Annotated in this window: 17 protein-coding genes; 5 read left to right on the forward strand and 12 right to left on the reverse strand. The window is 72.6% G+C overall.

Translation table 11 applies throughout. The features are described from left to right. Positions 1-71: 71 nt before the first annotated feature. Positions 72-1,964 carry an ABC transporter ATP-binding protein gene (locus BM223_RS08140; RefSeq protein WP_038678529.1) on the reverse strand — a complete coding sequence of 631 codons (1,893 nt, stop codon included), beginning with the start codon at positions 1,962-1,964 and terminating at the stop codon, positions 72-74. A gap of 126 nt (positions 1,965-2,090) precedes the next feature. Between BM223_RS08140 and BM223_RS08145 the strand changes: the two genes are divergently transcribed. Next, positions 2,091-2,666 (forward strand): dihydrofolate reductase family protein, encoded by a 576-nt coding sequence (locus BM223_RS08145; RefSeq protein ID WP_038678527.1) that lies wholly within the window; start codon positions 2,091-2,093, stop codon positions 2,664-2,666. 146 nt (positions 2,667-2,812) lie between these two features. On the opposite strand, the gene BM223_RS08150 is transcribed toward BM223_RS08145, so the two are convergent. The 6 genes from BM223_RS08150 to BM223_RS08175 form a co-directional block, all read right to left on the reverse strand. After that, complete coding sequence (locus BM223_RS08150; RefSeq protein WP_038678525.1) at positions 2,813-4,750, reverse strand: YhgE/Pip domain-containing protein; 1,938 nt, start codon at positions 4,748-4,750, stop codon at positions 2,813-2,815. Continuing rightward, positions 4,747-5,466 (reverse strand): hypothetical protein, encoded by a 720-nt coding sequence (locus BM223_RS08155; RefSeq protein WP_052138522.1) that lies wholly within the window; start codon positions 5,464-5,466, stop codon positions 4,747-4,749. Before BM223_RS08155 ends, BM223_RS08150 begins: the two co-directional genes overlap by 4 nt. Positions 5,467-5,551: 85 nt before the next feature. Next, on the reverse strand, positions 5,552-6,256 hold the full coding sequence (locus BM223_RS08160; protein WP_038678523.1) for a hypothetical protein: 705 nt from the start codon (positions 6,254-6,256) through the stop codon (positions 5,552-5,554). Between the two features lie 14 nt (positions 6,257-6,270). After that, entirely contained in the window at positions 6,271-6,987 is a 717-nt protein-coding gene (locus BM223_RS08165; protein WP_038678521.1) for a helix-turn-helix domain-containing protein, read from the reverse strand. Positions 6,988-7,014: 27 nt separating this feature from the next. Further along, positions 7,015-8,136, reverse strand: a complete 1,122-nt coding sequence (locus tag BM223_RS08170; RefSeq protein ID WP_038678519.1) for a class I SAM-dependent RNA methyltransferase — start codon at positions 8,134-8,136, stop codon at positions 7,015-7,017. Further along, complete coding sequence (locus BM223_RS08175) at positions 8,133-10,187, reverse strand: APC family permease (protein ID WP_038678518.1); 2,055 nt, start codon at positions 10,185-10,187, stop codon at positions 8,133-8,135. Before BM223_RS08175 ends, BM223_RS08170 begins: the two co-directional genes overlap by 4 nt. 82 nt (positions 10,188-10,269) lie before the next feature. Between BM223_RS08175 and BM223_RS08180 the strand changes: the two genes are divergently transcribed. After that, positions 10,270-10,935, forward strand: a complete 666-nt coding sequence (locus BM223_RS08180) for a potassium channel family protein (protein ID WP_038684223.1) — start codon at positions 10,270-10,272, stop codon at positions 10,933-10,935. Between the two features lie 11 nt (positions 10,936-10,946). Continuing rightward, positions 10,947-11,648: a potassium channel family protein gene (locus BM223_RS08185; RefSeq protein WP_038678517.1), complete on the forward strand. Its 702-nt coding sequence runs from the start codon at positions 10,947-10,949 to the stop codon at positions 11,646-11,648. A 6-nt stretch (positions 11,649-11,654) separates the two neighbouring features. On the opposite strand, the gene BM223_RS08190 is transcribed toward BM223_RS08185, so the two are convergent. From BM223_RS08190 to dut, 4 genes are read right to left on the reverse strand one after another with little or no spacing between them, the layout of a single operon-like run. Next, positions 11,655-12,407: a DUF3159 domain-containing protein gene (locus tag BM223_RS08190; RefSeq protein ID WP_052138521.1), complete on the reverse strand. Its 753-nt coding sequence runs from the start codon at positions 12,405-12,407 to the stop codon at positions 11,655-11,657. Beyond that, the gene (locus BM223_RS08195; RefSeq protein WP_038678514.1) at positions 12,404-12,763 is read right to left on the reverse strand and encodes an OB-fold nucleic acid binding domain-containing protein; all 360 of its coding nucleotides are present in this window, start codon (positions 12,761-12,763) and stop codon (positions 12,404-12,406) included. The genes BM223_RS08190 and BM223_RS08195 overlap by 4 nt, the downstream gene beginning before the upstream one ends. Positions 12,764-12,777: 14 nt before the next feature. After that, positions 12,778-13,422, reverse strand: a complete 645-nt coding sequence (locus BM223_RS08200) for a DUF3710 domain-containing protein (RefSeq protein WP_075018539.1) — start codon at positions 13,420-13,422, stop codon at positions 12,778-12,780. Further along, entirely contained in the window at positions 13,419-13,901 is a 483-nt protein-coding gene (dut, locus tag BM223_RS08205; protein WP_038678510.1) for a dUTP diphosphatase, read from the reverse strand. The genes BM223_RS08200 and dut overlap by 4 nt, the downstream gene beginning before the upstream one ends. A gap of 50 nt (positions 13,902-13,951) precedes the next feature. Here dut and BM223_RS08210 point away from each other — a divergent pair, with 50 nt between their 5' ends. Both BM223_RS08210 and BM223_RS08215 read left to right on the forward strand, forming a co-directional pair. Further along, positions 13,952-14,440, forward strand: coding sequence for a DUF3093 domain-containing protein (locus BM223_RS08210; protein WP_038678508.1), 489 nt, complete (start codon positions 13,952-13,954; stop codon positions 14,438-14,440). 34 nt (positions 14,441-14,474) lie between these two features. Then, a complete protein-coding gene (locus BM223_RS08215; RefSeq protein WP_038678506.1) occupies positions 14,475-14,765 on the forward strand; it encodes a DUF4235 domain-containing protein in 291 nt (96 codons plus the stop codon). Between the two features lie 63 nt (positions 14,766-14,828). Here BM223_RS08215 and BM223_RS08220 read toward each other — a convergent pair whose 3' ends face one another. Further along, a complete protein-coding gene (locus BM223_RS08220) occupies positions 14,829-15,119 on the reverse strand; it encodes a DUF4193 domain-containing protein (RefSeq protein WP_038678504.1) in 291 nt (96 codons plus the stop codon). Positions 15,120-15,163: the final 44 nt, after the last annotated feature.

Genomic DNA, 15,163 nt, shown 5'->3' on the forward strand with positions numbered 1-15,163 from the left:
CGCGATGCGCACCGGGGATAGTGAGGCTGACCTAAGTTCGCAGAGTCCCCGAACCCGGGTATCTCTTGATGTCAAGATACACGAGACCGAGGTAGATCTCCACCGTCCTCGGCGAACTGGGTGACGTACAGCTCCTCGTAGCGACCGCCCGCGGCGAGCAGCTCGGCATGGGTGCCCTGCTCCACGATCCGGCCGTCCTCGACCACCGCGATCAGGTCCGCCGCGCGGATGGTGGAGAGGCGGTGCGCGATGACGATCGCCGTCCGCCCGACCAGAGCCTCGCCCAGCGCGGCCTGCACCGCGGCCTCCGAGGTCGAGTCCAGCGAGGCGGTCGCCTCGTCGAGGATGACGACGCGCGGCTGCTTGAGCAGGAGCCGGGCGATGGTCAGCCGCTGCCGCTCGCCGCCGGAGAGCCGGTAGCCGCGCTCCCCCACGACCGTCTCGAGCCCGTCGGGCAGCGAGCGGACCAGGTCGGCGAGCCGGGCCCGGGTCAGCGCGTCCCACAGGTCTTCCTCGGCCGCCTCGGGCCGGGCGAGCAGCAGGTTGCCGCGGATCGAGTCGTGGAAGAGGTGCCCGTCCTGGGTGACCATGCCCACCGCACCGCGGATCGCCTCGGCGGTCAGGTCGCGCACGTCGACCCCCGCCAGCCGGACGGCGCCGGCGTCGACGTCGTAGAGCCGCGAGACGAGCTGGGCGATGGTCGACTTGCCCGCGCCCGACGAACCGACGAGTGCCACGACCTGGCCCGGCTCGGCGCGCAGGGTGATGCCGTGGAGCACCTCCTCGCCACCACGCGTGTCGAGCGTGGCCACCGCCTCGAGCGAGGCCAGCGACACCTTGTCGGCGGAGGGGTAGGCGAACCGGACGTCGTCGAGCTCGACCGCGACCGGTCCCTCGGGCACGGCGCCGGCGCCCGGGCGGTCCTTGATCAGCGGCTCGAGGTCGAGCACCTCGAAGACCCGCTCGAAGCTGACGAGCGCGCTCATCACCTCGACCCGCGCGCTCGCGAGCGCCGTCAGCGGCGCGTAGAGCCGGGTGAGCAGCAGCGACAGGGCTACCACGTCTCCGGCGTCGAGGGTGCCGTTGAGGGCGAGCGAGCCGCCCACGCCGTACACGACGGCGATCGCGAGCGCCGAGACGAGCGTCAGCGCGGTGACGAACGTCGTCTGCACCATGGCCGTCCGCACGCCGATCTGGGCGACGCGACGCGCCCGCGCGGCGAACTCGGCCGACTCCTGCTCGGGGCGGCCGAACAGCTTGACCAGCGTGGCGCCCGGCGCCGAGAAGCGCTCCGTCATCTGGTTGCCCATGGCCGCGTTGTGGTCGGCGGCCTCGCGCTGGACGCCGGCCAGCCGGCGCCCCATCCGCCGCGCCGGGACGACGAACACCGGGAGCAGCACGAGCGCGAGCAGGGTGACCTGCCACGAGATCCCGAGCATCACGACGACGGTCAGCACGAGCATCACCAGGTTGCCGACGACGCCCGACAGGGTCTGGCTGAACGCGCGCTGCGCGCCGATCACGTCGTTGTTGAGCCGGCTCACGAGCGCGCCGGTGCGGGTCCGGCTGAAGAACGCGACCGGCATCCGCTGCACGTGGTCGAAGACGGCCGTGCGCAGGTCGAGGATCAGGCCCTCACCGATGCGCGACGACAGCCAGCGCCCCAGCAGCCCGAACCCGGCGTCGAGGACGGCGAGCCCCGCGATGAGCAGCGCGAGCCCCACCACGACGTCCCGCCGGTCGCCCGCGACGATCGCGTTGACCACCTTGCCGGCCAGCACCGGCGTGGCCACCGCGAGCGCGGCGCTGATGACGCTGAGCACCACGAACCCGATGAGGCGACTGCGGTGCGGCCGCGCGAAGCGCAGGATCCGGCCCGCCGTCTGCTTGTTGAACGCCCGCTTCTCGTCCGGAGCGTTCATGCTCCGGTACACCTGGTTCCAGGCGATCGACTCCATGCTCATGAGGCGACGGTAGAACCTCAAGCCGACTTGAGGACAAGCGAAAAAAGATCCGGCCGCCTGTCGTACCCGTCGCTCCCCCTTCGTGGAGAGGGTGGAAGCGCCCCCAACCCGACCCAGGAGGTCACCATGCGCACCCTGATCTACACCGCCTTCGTCTCGCTCGACGGCGTCGTCGAGGGCCCCGGCGGTGGCGAGGGCTACCGCAACGACGGCTGGACCTTCCAGGACATCGACTTCGTCCCCGAGGCCTACGAGCTCAAGGGCCGCGAGCAGGAGGAGGCCGGCGCGCTGCTGCTCGGCCGGGTCAGCTACCAGGGCTTCGCGCCGGTGTGGCCGACGATGACCGAGGAGTTCCCGCAGTACAACGCGATGCCCAAGTACGTCGTCTCGACCACCCTCGGCGAGGACGACCTGGTCGACAACTGGGGCGAGACCACGATCCTGCGCTCGCTCGACGACGTCGCCGCGCTCAAGCAGACCGAGGGCGGCCCGATCAGCGTCCACGGCAGCGCGTCGCTGGCCCGCGGCCTCGCCGACGCCGGGCTGATCGACCGCTACCACCTGCTGGTGTTCCCGGTCGTCCTCGGCGCCGGCAAGCGGATGTGGAGCGAGACCGACAAGGACAAGCAGATGCTGCGGCTCGTCGAGACCGAGTCCTACGCCAACGGCATCCAGAAGCTCTGCTACGACGTGGTGCGCTGACCCTTCCTACCCCGCGAAGTGCGTCGGTTGCGGGCCCGAAGTGCGTGGGTTGCGGGTCCGAAGTGCGTGGGTTGCGGATCTCGCACCCGCAACCGGCCCACTTCGTGCCCGCAACCCACGCACTTCGCGGGAGCCGGCAGACCGACCTAGAGGACGACGGTCGGCTTGACCCGGGTCGTCGACCAGACCCGCTGGCGGCGGGCGACCAGGCTGGTGAGGGCGAGCGAGCCGACGAGGTAGGCGGCGAGCACGAGCACCGCCGTGGTCGCCCGCGCCGGGTCGCCGCCGTACATGAGCTGGCGCAGGCCGTCGACGGCGTAGCTCATCGGCAGGATGTCGTGGAGCCAGTGCAGGGGTTGCGGGATGGTCTGCCACGGGAAGGTGCCGCCCGCGGTGACGAGCTGGACCACCATCAGCACCAGCGCGAGGAACTGGCCGGGGGTGCCGAGCAGGGCGTTCATCAGGTGCACGATCGCGACGAAGGTCGCCGAGATGAGCATCATGAACAGCCAGGTGCGCAGGCCCTCGACCACGCCGACGTCGAGCACCGAGGCGACCACGACGAAGGCGAGCGTCATCTGCGCGGCGCCGATCAGGGCCGGCGGCAGCCAGCCGCCGACGGCGATGCGCAGCGAGTTCTGGTTGGCCGCCAGCGCCCGGGAGGAGAGCGGGCGGACCAGCAGGAAGAGCACGTAGCCGCCGATCCACGCGGCGAGCGCCAGGAAGAACGGCGCCAGGCCGGCGCCGTAGTTGCGGGCCTGCGCGTTGTTGGCGGAGCGGACGTCGATGGGGCTCGCCACGGTGTCGGCGATGCGCTGGCGGGACTTCTCGTTGGTGTCGGGCACCTTCGCGACGCCGGACTCGAGCCCGTCGTGCAGGCTCTTGGCCCCCTTGGTCAGCTTGCCGAGGCCGGCCCGGAGCTCGACCGTGCCGTCGTGCAGCGTGTCGGCGCCGGTGTGCAGCCGGCCGGCACCGGTGGCGAGCTGCTTCGAGCCGGTGTGGGCCTGGTCGATGCCGTCGACCAGCGCCGGGGCGGCGGCCGCGAGCTGGTCGGCGCCGGCCGCCACCTGGGCCGCGCCCGAGGAGAGCTTGTTGAGCTGGCGCTTGACCTGGCCGGCCTTGGCGTCGACGTCGTGGACGTCGCCGCCGACCCGGTCGTAGATCGCGAGCAGCTGGCGCTGCGCGGCCGGGTCGAGGCCGAGCTGGTCCATCCGGTCGGCGAGGTCGCCGCGGCCCCGGTCGTAGGCGACCCGCGCGTCGTGGACGGCACCGGCCACCCGGTCGCCCGCGTCGGAGACCTTCTTGTCCCCCGCCGCGACCTGGCGTGCGCCGTCGGCGAGCTTGCGCGCCTGGCCGGGCAGTGCGGCGGTCTTGGTGGACAGCGTGGCGAGGCCGTCGCGCAGCCGGGTCGCGCCCGTCGACAGGTCACCCGCGCCGGTGGCGAGCTGCTCGCTGCCGCCGACGAGCTGCTGCGAGCCGCGGCGCGCGTCGCGCAGGCCGTCGTACAGCTGGCCGGCGCCGTCGGCGCCCTGCACCAGGCCGGTGCGGACGTCGGCGATGCCGAGCAGGAACGTGCTCACCGCCTCCTTCGAGACCCGCTCGGAGATCGCGTCGCGGACCTTGGTGGCGACCGTGTTGGCGATCGTCGTCGACAGGTAGGAGTTGGCGTCGTTGGTGAGCATGGTCAGCTTCGCCTGCTCCGGCTCGGCGCCCGCGCTGCTGGTCAGCGCCGCGGAGAAGTCGCGCGGGATGATCAGCGCGAAGTCGTACGTGCCGTCGTCCACGCCCGCCTGGGCCTGCGCCCGGTCGACCTCGTGCCAGCCGAAGTCGCCGGAGTCGAGCAGCTGGTCGGCGACCTCGCGGCCGGCGTCGAGCTCCGAGCCGTCGGCGCTGGTCGAGCCGGCGTCCTCGACGACGAGCGCGGTGGGGACCCGGTCGAGCGCGGAGTAGGGGTCGTGGTTGGCGTAGAGGTAGAGGCCGGCGTAGATGGTCGGGACGGTGACGAGAGCCAGGACCGTGATCCGGCCCATCCGGATGCTCAGCAGCCGCGACAGCTCGGTCCAGGCGATGCGCAGGGCGTTCATGCGGTGGCCTCCTCGGCACGGTGGGCGGGACCGATCGTCGCGGTGTGCCCGGCCGCGAGGTGGTGGCCGGACAGGTCGACGGCGTCGCTGACGGTGACCAAGACGCCGAGCCCGCGCTCGGCGGCCGCCTGGGCGACCGGCCACCAGTCCCGGTGGTGCAGGCCGTGCCGGTCGGGCGAGACCAGCACCAGGAACGCGGCACCGGGCCGGGCCGCGCCCAGCTCGGCGAGCGTCCGGAGCCGCTCGACGGCCGGGACGTCCTCGGTGCGCGCCCGCGCCCGGTCGCTCAGGTGTTGCTCACGCAACCAGCTCGTCGCCGCCCCCCGGCTCGCGGGGAGCCCGGCCAGCGCCAGCTCCTCCCCCACGATCACCCGGAACGGGACGGCGTCGTCGGGCTCGGTCACGCCCGGGACGTCGACCAGCACGACCGCCCGCTGCCGGCGTCGCGGCTCAGGGTCGCCGCCCAGCGTGACGGTGCCGCTCGACAGCGGGAGGCGGCCGGCCAACGCGAGCGCCAGCGCCACATTGCCGTGCCCGGGACGGCCGACCGCGACGACGACCTCGCCGGGGACGACGGTGAGGGAGGTGGGCTCGAGCAGGGTGTCGACGGCGCCGCCGGTGAGCACCAGGTGCTCGGGCTCGGGCTCGGGTTGCGGCTCGGGCTCCTCGGGCGGCTCCGGGGTCGGGTCCGGCTCAGGCGTCCCAGGCGTCGTCATGGGCGCCAGTCTGCCTGCTCCGGACTGCCGGGAGCGCGCGACGAGGCCGGGCACCCCCGCCGCGGGTGGCGGGGCTCACGAACGCCTACAGGTCCGCGGCCATGACGAGGCGATCGAGCGAGACCTCGGCACTCGGGACCTCGAGCAGCAGCGCACCGTCCTGCTGCACCGCAGCGACCATCGCTCGCAGCCGCTGGCGGTCCTTCTTCGTGAGCTCCTCGCTCCGGAAGTCCCGGGCCGTCAGCAGACCGGCCAGGATCGCGAAGTCGCGCCGGTGGCGCCCGAGGCCGGGATCGCTCGCGTTCGCGAGGGCTGCGGCCTTGCCGACGAGGGCACCGACGAGATTCGGCCGACGTACCGCCCCTTCACGACCGGCGACCATCACCGCAACGGTCTCGCTGCGCTGGAGCGCTTGGGTCCCGCCGGCGGTGGCCAGGGTCGGACTGCCCGTGACGCCGTGGCGCAGCCTCGCTCGCTCGCCGACGCCGTCCGGTAGGAGCACGTCGATCGAGGCGTCGCCCCGGACCCAGCGGTGCTGGAGCCCCTCAGCGGAGATGCCGGCCGAGGTGAACCCGAGATCGGTCAGGGCGTTGGTGAAGGTGGCGAGCATCGTGGGCGCCGCGCGGACGTCGATGACCGTGTCGGCGTCGTTGGTCGGCCGGACGGCGAGCAGCCCGCGCTCCGCGCAGTGCAGATGGACCAGCTGGCCGCCGATCAGGGTCCAGCCGTCGGCAAGTCGCTGGTGCAGGTCCAGCAGGCCGAGCCAGGAGGCAGTCTGCTCGGGAGGCATCGCTGGCAAGGCGATCATCGCTCCGCCGCCTGCCACTCCCTGGCCAGCTCGTGCAGTAGCTCGGCTGCCCGGGCCTCCTCCCGGGGGCCCCGGTGCTCGGCGAGATCGGCCGCCAGCCGCAGCCGAGAGTCGGGGAAGGGGTGCTGCTCGTCGGCGATGACGTGCAGGACCACGTTCGCGTCGTGGTCGGCCTCGACGAGGAGGTAGTCCTTCAGCAGGTCGCAGTCGGACGCACGGAGGTATCCCTCGACGTCCGCCGACGCGATGCCGGCGGTCCCGAGATCGACGATCATGGCCCAGCGGTCGTCTGCCCTGAGATCGGCGAGATCCGCAGGCGACGCACGAAGTAGTCGCCGCTGGGCCCGGTTGCGGAACACCGACCTGAGCGACACGGCCAGGTCGCGGACTGCTGCCTCGTCCGCGGCAGGGTCGATCGCAGGCTCCAGCAGCCGACTCAGCTGCACGCGGGCACGCGAGGACGCCGCCGGACCGCTGTGCCTCAGCCGTTCGCGGTCACCCTCCGACGCGGCGACGACGGCCCACGCAGAGCGGGGCGAGAGCGGGCGCCCGGGCCGGGCGCGCTCCTGGACGTGCAGCAGCGAGCGCTCGTCGACCACCCACTGGGAGCCGATCCTCTCGGCGACCAGCGAGCCGTCGGCGATGCGCTGGTGGACCCGCGGCACGCTGACCCCGAGCCGCTCCGCGGCCTGCGCGACGCTGACTGCTCCCATGACACAATCCTAGAAGACTTTCAAGGATTATGAAATGACCGGCTCCAGCAGCGCGACGCACTCGACGTGGTGCGTCATCGGGAAGAGGTCGAAGGCGCGCAGGCTGCTCAGCCGGTAGCCGTGCTCGGCGAAGATCGCCACGTCCCGGGCCAGGGCCGCGGGGTCGCAGGCGACGTAGGCGACGGCGCGGGGCCCGCGCCGGACGACCTGCTCGACGACGGCCCGCTTGGCGCCCACCCGCGGCGGGTCGAGGACGACGAGGTCGGCATGGCCCCACGCGGACGGGAGCCCGTCGGCGAGCACGCCGCCGACGTCGCCGGCCAGGGCGAGCACGCCGGGGCAGTTGCGCTCGGAGAGGGCGGAGGCCGTGGCGTCACCCTCGACGGCGGCGACGCGGCCGGTGGGCCCGACGGCGTCGAGGAGGAAGCGGCTGAAGAGTCCCACGCCGGCGTACAGGTCGAGGGCACTCTCGCCCGCGCGCGGCGCGAGCGCGTCGAGGACCGCGCCGACCAGCGTCTCGGGCGCGCCGGGGTGGACCTGCCAGAAGCCGCCGTCGGCGACCTCGAACGTCCGCCCCCGCACCTCGTACGACGGCCCGGCGGGCGCCTCGAGGAGGCACTCGTCGACCGGCAGCACCTCGTGGGAGCGGTGCTTGCGCATCCCGCGGCGCCCGTCGGGCAGGCCGACGTAGCGCTGCCGGGTGCGCCAGTGCAGGCCGGCGTCGTCGCCGGGCACCGCTTCGACCTCGACGGCGACGTCGAGCTTCGCGACGCGGCGCAGCTGCTCGGCCACCACGGCGGCCTTGAGCCGGCGCTGGGCGTCGAGGGTCACGTGCTGGAAGTCGCAGCCCCCGCAGAGGCCGGGGCCGGCGTAGCGGCACGGCGCGGTGACCCGGTCCGGCGAGGCGACGAGCACCTCGACGGCGTCCCCGCGCCAGAACTTGTCGCCCTCGGTGCCCTCGGTGATCGCCACGACCACCCGCTCGCCGGGCAGCGCGTGGCGCACGAAGACGACCCGGTCGTCGGCGCGCGCGACGAAGTGGCCGCCGTGCGCGACCGGTCCGACCTCGACCTCGAAGGTCCGGCCGACGGCCGAGGCGCCGCGCGGCTTGCGCGCGCGGGTCCGGGCGCGAGGATGCGGACGGCTCATCCGCGCGGGACCTGGCGGTCGTCGCGCTCGCCGGGAGGCGTGACCCGGCCGCGGCGCAGGTCGCCCGGCCGGACCCGGGTCTCCTCGCGCTCCTCGCGCTCGCGCGCGATCTGCGACGAGTGCAGCTGGTAGGGCACCGACGTGACCATGACCCCGGGGGTGAACAGCAGCCGGCCCTTGAGCCGCAGCGCGGTCTGGTTGTGCAGGAGCTGCTCCCACCAGCGGCCGACGACGTACTCGGGGATGTAGACGGCGACGACGCCGCGCGGGTTGGCGCGCCGGATGGCCGAGGCGTACTCGATGATCGGCTTGACCACCTCGCGGTACGGCGAGTGGAGCACCTTGAGCGGGATGCCGGTGTTGCGCTCGTCCCACTCCTCCAGCAAGCGAGCGGTCTCCTTCTCGTCGACGGAGACGTAGACGCCCTCGAGCGAGTTGGGCCGGGTCGCCTTGGCGAAGGCGAGTGCCCGCAGGGTCGGCTTGTGGAGCTTGGAGACCAGGACGATGGCGTGCACGCGGGTGGGCAGCGCCTTGTCGGTCTCGTCGGCGGCGAGCTCGCGCTCGACGTTGTCGTAGTGCTTCTTGATGCCCTTCATCACGGCGAAGAAGAAGGCCATCGCCAGGATCGTGATCCACGCCCCGGCCAGGAACTTCGTCAGCAGCACGACCACGAGCACGACCGCGGTGAACGACAGGCCGACGGCGTTGATGGTGCGGGAGCGGTAGATCTTCCGCCGCTCGGCGGGATCGCGCTCGGTGGTCAGCGCGCGGGTCCAGTGCCGGATCATGCCGAGCTGGCTCAGGTTGAACGACACGAAGACGCCGACGATGTAGAGCTGGATCAGCTTCGTGGTCTCGGCGTCGAAGGCGACGATGAGGACGATCGCCATCAGCGCCAGGAAGACGATGCCGTTGCTGTAGGCGAGCCGGTCGCCGCGGGCGCCGAGCGCGCGGGGGGCGAGGCCGTCCTTGGCCAGGATCGAGCCGAGCACCGGGAAGCCGTTGAAGGCGGTGTTGGCCGCGAGCACCAGGATCACGCCGGTGACGGTGACGACGAAGTAGAAGCCGGGGCTGAAGTCGTGGAAGATCGCCCGCGCGATCTGGGCGATCACCGCGTGCTGGTCGTAGTCCTTCGGGACCGGCTCGCCGTTGAGCGTCAGCCGGCTCAGCTCGTGCGGGTCGACGTACTTGAGGCCCATCTGCTTGGCCAGCGTGATGACGCTGATCATCATCGTGATCGCGATCAGGCCCAGCAGCAGCAGCGTGGACGCGGCGTTCTTGCTCTTAGGCCGCTTGAACGCCGGGACACCGTTGGAGATCGCCTCGACGCCGGTCAGCGCCGCGCAGCCGGACGAGAAGGCCCGGGCCAGCAGGATCAGCAGGCCGAAGGTGGTGAGGGGATCCTCCCAGCCCTCCTTGGGCGTGATGTCGAGACCGGCGCTCTCGGCGAGCGGCAGCGTGCCGAGCACCATCTCGAGGAAGCCGTAGGCGCACATCCCGAGGATGGCGAACATGAAGAGGTAGGTCGGGACGGCGAAGAAGGTGCCCGACTCGCGGATGCCCCGCAGGTTCATCGCGGTCAGCAGCACCACCATGACGACCGCGATGGTCGCCTCGTGGTCCTGGAAGGCGGGGATCGCCGCCGACGCGTAGTTGGCGCCCGAGGAGATCGACACCGCGACGGTCAGGACGTAGTCGACCAGCAGCGCGCTCGCCACGGTCATGCCCGCCGTCCGCCCGAGGTTGACGGTCGCGACCTCGTAGTCACCGCCGCCGGAGGGATAGGCGTGCACGGTCTGGCGGTACGACGCGATCACGGCCGCCATCACGAGGGCGACGGCGATGCCGATCTTCCACGACCAGACGTACTGCGAGGCACCGGCGATGGCCAGCATGATGAAGATCTCGTCCGGGGCGTAGGCCACCGACGAGAGCGCGTCGCTGGCGAACACGGGGAGCGCGATCCGCTTGGGAAGGAGCGTCTCCCCCAGCTGTGCGCTCCTCAGCTTGCGCCCGAGGAGGATGCGCTTCGAGACATCACCGACACCCACGAGCGACAACGGTAGGGCATCCCTCGCCGGTTGGCGTGCTCACCGCACACCTGGTGCTCACCGGTGGGATAGCGTGCACACCGTGCACGTCGTGATCATGGGATGCGGCCGCGTCGGCTCGACGCTGGCGCGCAGTCTCGAGGACCGCAACCACACCGTCTCGATCATCGACTCCGAGCCGGACGCGTTCCGGCGCCTGGGGCCGGGGTTCAACGGCGACAAGATCCCCGGCATCGGGTTCGACCAGGAGGTCCTGGAGAAGGCGGGCATCCGCCGGGCCGATGCGTTCGCGGCGGTGTCGAGCGGCGACAACTCCAACATCATCGCCGCGCGGGTCGCCCGCGAGTCGTTCGGCATCCAGCAGGTCGTCGCCCGGATCTACGACCCGGGCCGCGCCGAGGTCTACCAGCGGCTCGGCATCACCACGGTCGCGACCGTGCGCTGGACCGCCGACCAGGTGCTGCGCCGGATCCTGCCGGCCGGCGCCGAGCCCGACTTCCGCGACCCCTCGGGCTCGATCCGGGTCGACCACCTGGCCGCCCCCGAGGTCTGGGTCGGCGCGCGGGTGGGCCAGCTGCAGGAGCAGGGCCGGTGCCGCGTGGCGTGGATCGACCGGCTCGGCGAGGGCATCCTCCCCGACCGGGACACGGTCGTCCAGGAGGGCGACATGCTCCACCTGGTCGCCCACGAGAAGACCGCCGAGCTGACGTACGAGGTGCTCGGCCGCGGGCCCGAGCACGAGGGCTGAGGAGACCGACGATGCGAGTCGCGATTGCCGGAGCGGGCGCCGTCGGGCGCTCCATCGCCCGGGAGCTGATCGAGAACGGCCACGAGGTCCTGCTCATCGACAAGTCCCCCGCCTCCATCCGCCCCGAGCGGGTGCCGGACGCCGAGTGGCTGCTGGCCGACTCCTGCGAGCTGTCCTCGCTCGAGGAGGCGCGCCTCGACAAGTGCGACGTGGTCATCGCCGCCACCGGTGACGACAAGGCCAACCTGGTCACCTCGCTGCTGGCCAAGACCGAGTTCGGCGTCCCCCGCACGGTCGGCCGGGTCAACCACCCCAACAACGAGTGGCTGTTCACCGAGGCCTGGGGCGTCGACGTCAACGTGTCGACGCCGCGGATCATGTCCGCGCTGGTCGAGGAGGCCGTCACCGTCGGCGACCTGGTCCGGCTGTTCACCTTCCGCCAGGGCAACGCCAACCTGGTCGAGATGACGCTGCCGGCCGACTCGCCGTACGTCGGCAAGGCCTCGGGCCTGATCCCGCTGCCCGAGAACTGCGCGCTGGTCTCGATCCTGCGCGACAGCCAGGTCTACGTCCCGACGCCGGAGCAGCCGGTCGAGTCGGGCGACGAGCTGCTGTTCGTGGTGCCCTCCGAGGCCGAGGACGAGCTCGAGCGGCTGCTCGCGCCGTCGGCCCACCCGGAGCGCCCCGAGCGCGCCGAGCGCCAGGACCGCTGAGCGGGCTCAGGCCTCGGCGGTGCGCGCCGGCTGCTCCAGCGGCGTCGCGTTGCGCGCGAGCAGCCAGATCATCGCCGACCACGAGCCGATCCGGAGCACCCAGCCCAGACCGGTGCGCAGCACCAGGATCAGGACGACGGCCTGGTCGGCGTCCATCGTGCCCTGGTGGCCGAGCAGCCAGATCGGCCCCTGCAGCAGGACGCCGATCGCGCCGGGCAGCAGCATCACCCAGGTGAGCCGGCTGCACAGCTTCACGATCTGCTCGTCGTCGTGCCAGGCGGTCGCGTCGCCGGTGACGCTGCCGAGCATGAACCCGAGCATCGGCCAGCCCACCAGGCAGCTGAAGCCGAGCACGACGGTGTAGCCGAGGCTGATCAGGATGCCGGGCAGGAAGAACGCGAGCGCCTGGTCGGACTCCGACCCGCCCGAGCTCTCGGCCCAGCGCACGAACACCCAGCCGATGCCGATGCCGAAGATGGCGTTGAGGACGAACTGCGTGCTGCTGCGCTGGACCAGCCGCAGCAGCAGGGCCGCGCCGGCCACCACGAGGCTGGCGACCAGGGCCCACTGGAGCTCCTTGGTGCTCAGCCACAGCACGGTGAAGACGATGCCGGGCACCGCGGCCTCGAGCATGCCGCGGCGGCCGCCGAGGGCCGTCGCGAGCTGGCGGCGCACCAGTGCCTCGACGGTGTCGACGCCGAGGTGGGGCGGCTGCTCCTCCGGCGTCTCGGGCGTCTCGGCCTTCTCGTCGGCGCTCACAGCAGCTCGTAGTGGGGGTTGTAGAGGACCCGGGTGCCGTCGCTGGTGCTCACCCGGCCGCGGACCTCGATCGCGCGGCCGGGGCCGATGCCGGCGATCCGGCGCCGGCCGAGCCAGATGACGGTGACGACGCCGGTGCCGTCGTACAGCTCGGCCTCGAGCGCCGGGACGCCGCCCCGGGGGCGCAGCGTCACGGTGCGCAGCGTGCCGCGCAGCCGCACCGGCTCGCGATCGGGCGCCTCGCCGATGCAGACGACGCCCTCACGCTCGAACTCCTTGCGGAGGTCACGGGCCTCGGCCTCGTCGGGGTTCGCCCAGCGGCTGATCGTGCGCCGCAGGCGGCTCTTCGTGCGCATGGAGGGTCGCCGGCTCAGCTCGTCGGGACGGCCCGGGGCTCAGCGCCCTCGGGCAGGGTCAGCGGGAGCTGCTCGCCCACCGGCATCGCGTGGGCACCACGGCGCACGGCGACCCGGGTGATGGCGGACTCCCACTCGGCGGCCGCCTCGGGGTCGCGGGCCGGCTCGCCGAGGAAGGTCGCGCGCAGCAGCCAACGCGGTCCGTTGACGCCGATCACGCGGGTGGTCTGGGTGCCGGTCTGGCCGTCGGGGCGGGTCATCCGCACCTCGCAGACCAGCTCGGTGCCGAAGCGCCCCTCACGCTCGGTGGCGGTGCCGCCCCGGCGCGCGGCGTCGGCGGCGATCTGGGGGCGGACCTCGCTCCACAGGTCGCCGTGGCGCGGGGCCGCGAAGGCCCGCAGCTCGAGCGCGCCGTCGTCGGTGGCGAGGAGGACGGCGCGCACCGCGCCGGACTGCTCGTCGACCTGGACCCGGAGCTCACGGTCGGCCAGGGGCGCGACGAGCAGCGAGCCGAGGTCGAGCCGGTCGACGCCGTCCTCGGGGAGCTCGTCGACGTCGTACGGGCCGTCGTGGGCGTCGTGCCCCGTCTCGTCCGTCGCCGTCTCGGTCGCCTCGGTCGTCTCGTCGACCGGGTCTCCGGCCTTGCGCCGCAGCCTCACTGTGTCCTCCTCGTCGGGTTCGTCGGGTTCGCACCGAACCCCCCGGTAGAACCGTAGCCGCCTTCACCACGCACGCTGTCGGGAAGGGCGTCGACCGCGACGAACCGCGCCCGCTCGACCCGCTGGACGACGAGCTGCGCCATCCGGTCGCCGCGCCGCAGCGCGATCGGCTCCACCGGGTCGTGGTTGATCAGCAGCACCTTGATCTCTCCACGGTAACCCGCATCGACGGTGCCGGGGGTGTTCACGATGGAGAGACCGTGCCGGGCCGCGAGACCCGAGCGCGGGTGCACCAGCGCGACATAGCCGTCGGGCAGCGCGATCGCGATCCCGGTGGGGATCAGTGCCCGCTCCCCCGGTGCCAGCGTGACGTCCACGCCGGCCACGAGGTCGGCGCCGGCGTCGCCGGGATGGGCGTAGGACGGCAGGGGCAGCTCGGGGTCGAGCTGCTGGACGGAGATCACCAGGTCGTCGGGCACGGGGAGACCCTAGCGACGCGCCGTGACCAGGGGGATGGGATCATCCTCCCGTGAGTGAGCGTGCGGCGTCCGGCTACCAGGAGCGCCTGCGCGTCCCGCTGCGCTGGTGGGCCCAGGGCACCATGCTCATCGCCAGCCTGTGGCTGGTCCTCATCGTCGCGCTCGACCCGAAGGCGCCCTGGTTGGCGTGGCTCATCACCGGCCTCGCGCTCGCCGCGCTGACCGCCGCCCTGCGGGCCTACGGCGGGGCGCGGGTCGTCGTCGGCGACGGCTGGTTCCGGGCCGGGCGCGCCCGCATCGAGACGTCGTACGTCGGCACGGTGCAGGCGCTCGACGCCGAGCAGACCCGCCGGGTCTCCGGCCCCGAGGCCGACGCCCGGGCGTTCCTGGTCCTGCGGCCCTACCTCAAGCAGTCGGTCAAGGTCGAGATCACCGACCCGGCCGACCCCGCGCCGTACTGGCTGGTGAGCTCGCGGCACCCGAAGGCCCTGGCCGGCGCGCTCGACGCGGCACGCACCAACGGCACCACCCGCGCCTGAGCCGCCCGCCACGACGGGCCGATAGGCTCGGGCCATGGCAAATGACAGCTCCAAGGTCTGGTCGGCGTTCTCCCTCGTCGCCGCGCTCGGCGCGGCCGCCGTGGCGAAGAAGGGTCTCGACACCGGCTGGCGGGCGGCCACCGGCAAGCAGCCGCCGGCGAACCCGGCCGACCCCGATGTCGACGTCTGGGAGGCGGTCGCCTGGGCCGCGGTCAGCGGCACGCTCGTGGCGCTCGCCAAGATGCTCGCCCAGCGCCGGGCGGCCGGCTACTACCTGAAGTCGACCGGCCAGCTGCCCCCCGGGCTGCGCAAGGACGGCGCCTGACGACAGCGGCAGGACACAGCGAAACGGCCGTGGCGGTCAGACCGCCACGGCCGTCGTCGTCTGTCAGACGCAGTCCCGGCAGATCATCTTCTTCGGGTCCGCCAGCTGGCTTCGGTGGTGGACCAGGAAGCAGCTCATGCAGGTGAACTCGTCGTCCTGCTTGGGCTTCACCTCGACGGCGAGCTCCTCGTGCGACAGGTCGGCGCCAGGCAGCTCGAAGGCTTCCGCCGCCTCCGTCTCGTCCTCGTCGACCTTGCCGGAGTTCTTGTCGTGGCGGCGCGCCTTGAGCTCTTCGATGCTCTCCTCGGACTGCTCGTCCTCGTTCTTGCGTGGTGCGTCGTAGTCAGTCGCCATGACGTGTGTGCTCTCTCCCCTCGGCTTGCCCGCGCATCCGCACT

Origin of the sequence: Pimelobacter simplex, from assembly GCF_900114845.1 — a bacterium.
In the GTDB taxonomy this organism is placed as follows: Bacteria; Actinomycetota; Actinomycetes; order Propionibacteriales; family Nocardioidaceae; genus Nocardioides; species Nocardioides simplex.

What these genes read in the sequence shown, in the direction of transcription:
- BM223_RS08185 (WP_038678517.1), top strand. Translation starts at nt 10,947, where the DNA reads ATGCGAGTCGCGATTGCCGGAGCGGGCGCCGTCGGGCGCTCCATCGCC.
- BM223_RS08150 (WP_038678525.1), bottom strand. Translation starts at nt 4,750, where the DNA reads ATGAACGCCCTGCGCATCGCCTGGACCGAGCTGTCGCGGCTGCTGAGC.
- BM223_RS08220 (WP_038678504.1), bottom strand. Translation starts at nt 15,119, where the DNA reads ATGGCGACTGACTACGACGCACCACGCAAGAACGAGGACGAGCAGTCC.
- BM223_RS08140 (WP_038678529.1), bottom strand. Translation starts at nt 1,964, where the DNA reads ATGAGCATGGAGTCGATCGCCTGGAACCAGGTGTACCGGAGCATGAAC.
- BM223_RS08145 (WP_038678527.1), top strand. Translation starts at nt 2,091, where the DNA reads ATGCGCACCCTGATCTACACCGCCTTCGTCTCGCTCGACGGCGTCGTC.
- BM223_RS08155 (WP_052138522.1), bottom strand. Translation starts at nt 5,466, where the DNA reads ATGACGACGCCTGGGACGCCTGAGCCGGACCCGACCCCGGAGCCGCCC.
- BM223_RS08165 (WP_038678521.1), bottom strand. Translation starts at nt 6,987, where the DNA reads ATGGGAGCAGTCAGCGTCGCGCAGGCCGCGGAGCGGCTCGGGGTCAGC.
- BM223_RS08160 (WP_038678523.1), bottom strand. Translation starts at nt 6,256, where the DNA reads ATGCCTCCCGAGCAGACTGCCTCCTGGCTCGGCCTGCTGGACCTGCAC.
- BM223_RS08170 (WP_038678519.1), bottom strand. Translation starts at nt 8,136, where the DNA reads ATGAGCCGTCCGCATCCTCGCGCCCGGACCCGCGCGCGCAAGCCGCGC.
- BM223_RS08195 (WP_038678514.1), bottom strand. Translation starts at nt 12,763, where the DNA reads ATGCGCACGAAGAGCCGCCTGCGGCGCACGATCAGCCGCTGGGCGAAC.
- BM223_RS08215 (WP_038678506.1), top strand. Translation starts at nt 14,475, where the DNA reads ATGGCAAATGACAGCTCCAAGGTCTGGTCGGCGTTCTCCCTCGTCGCC.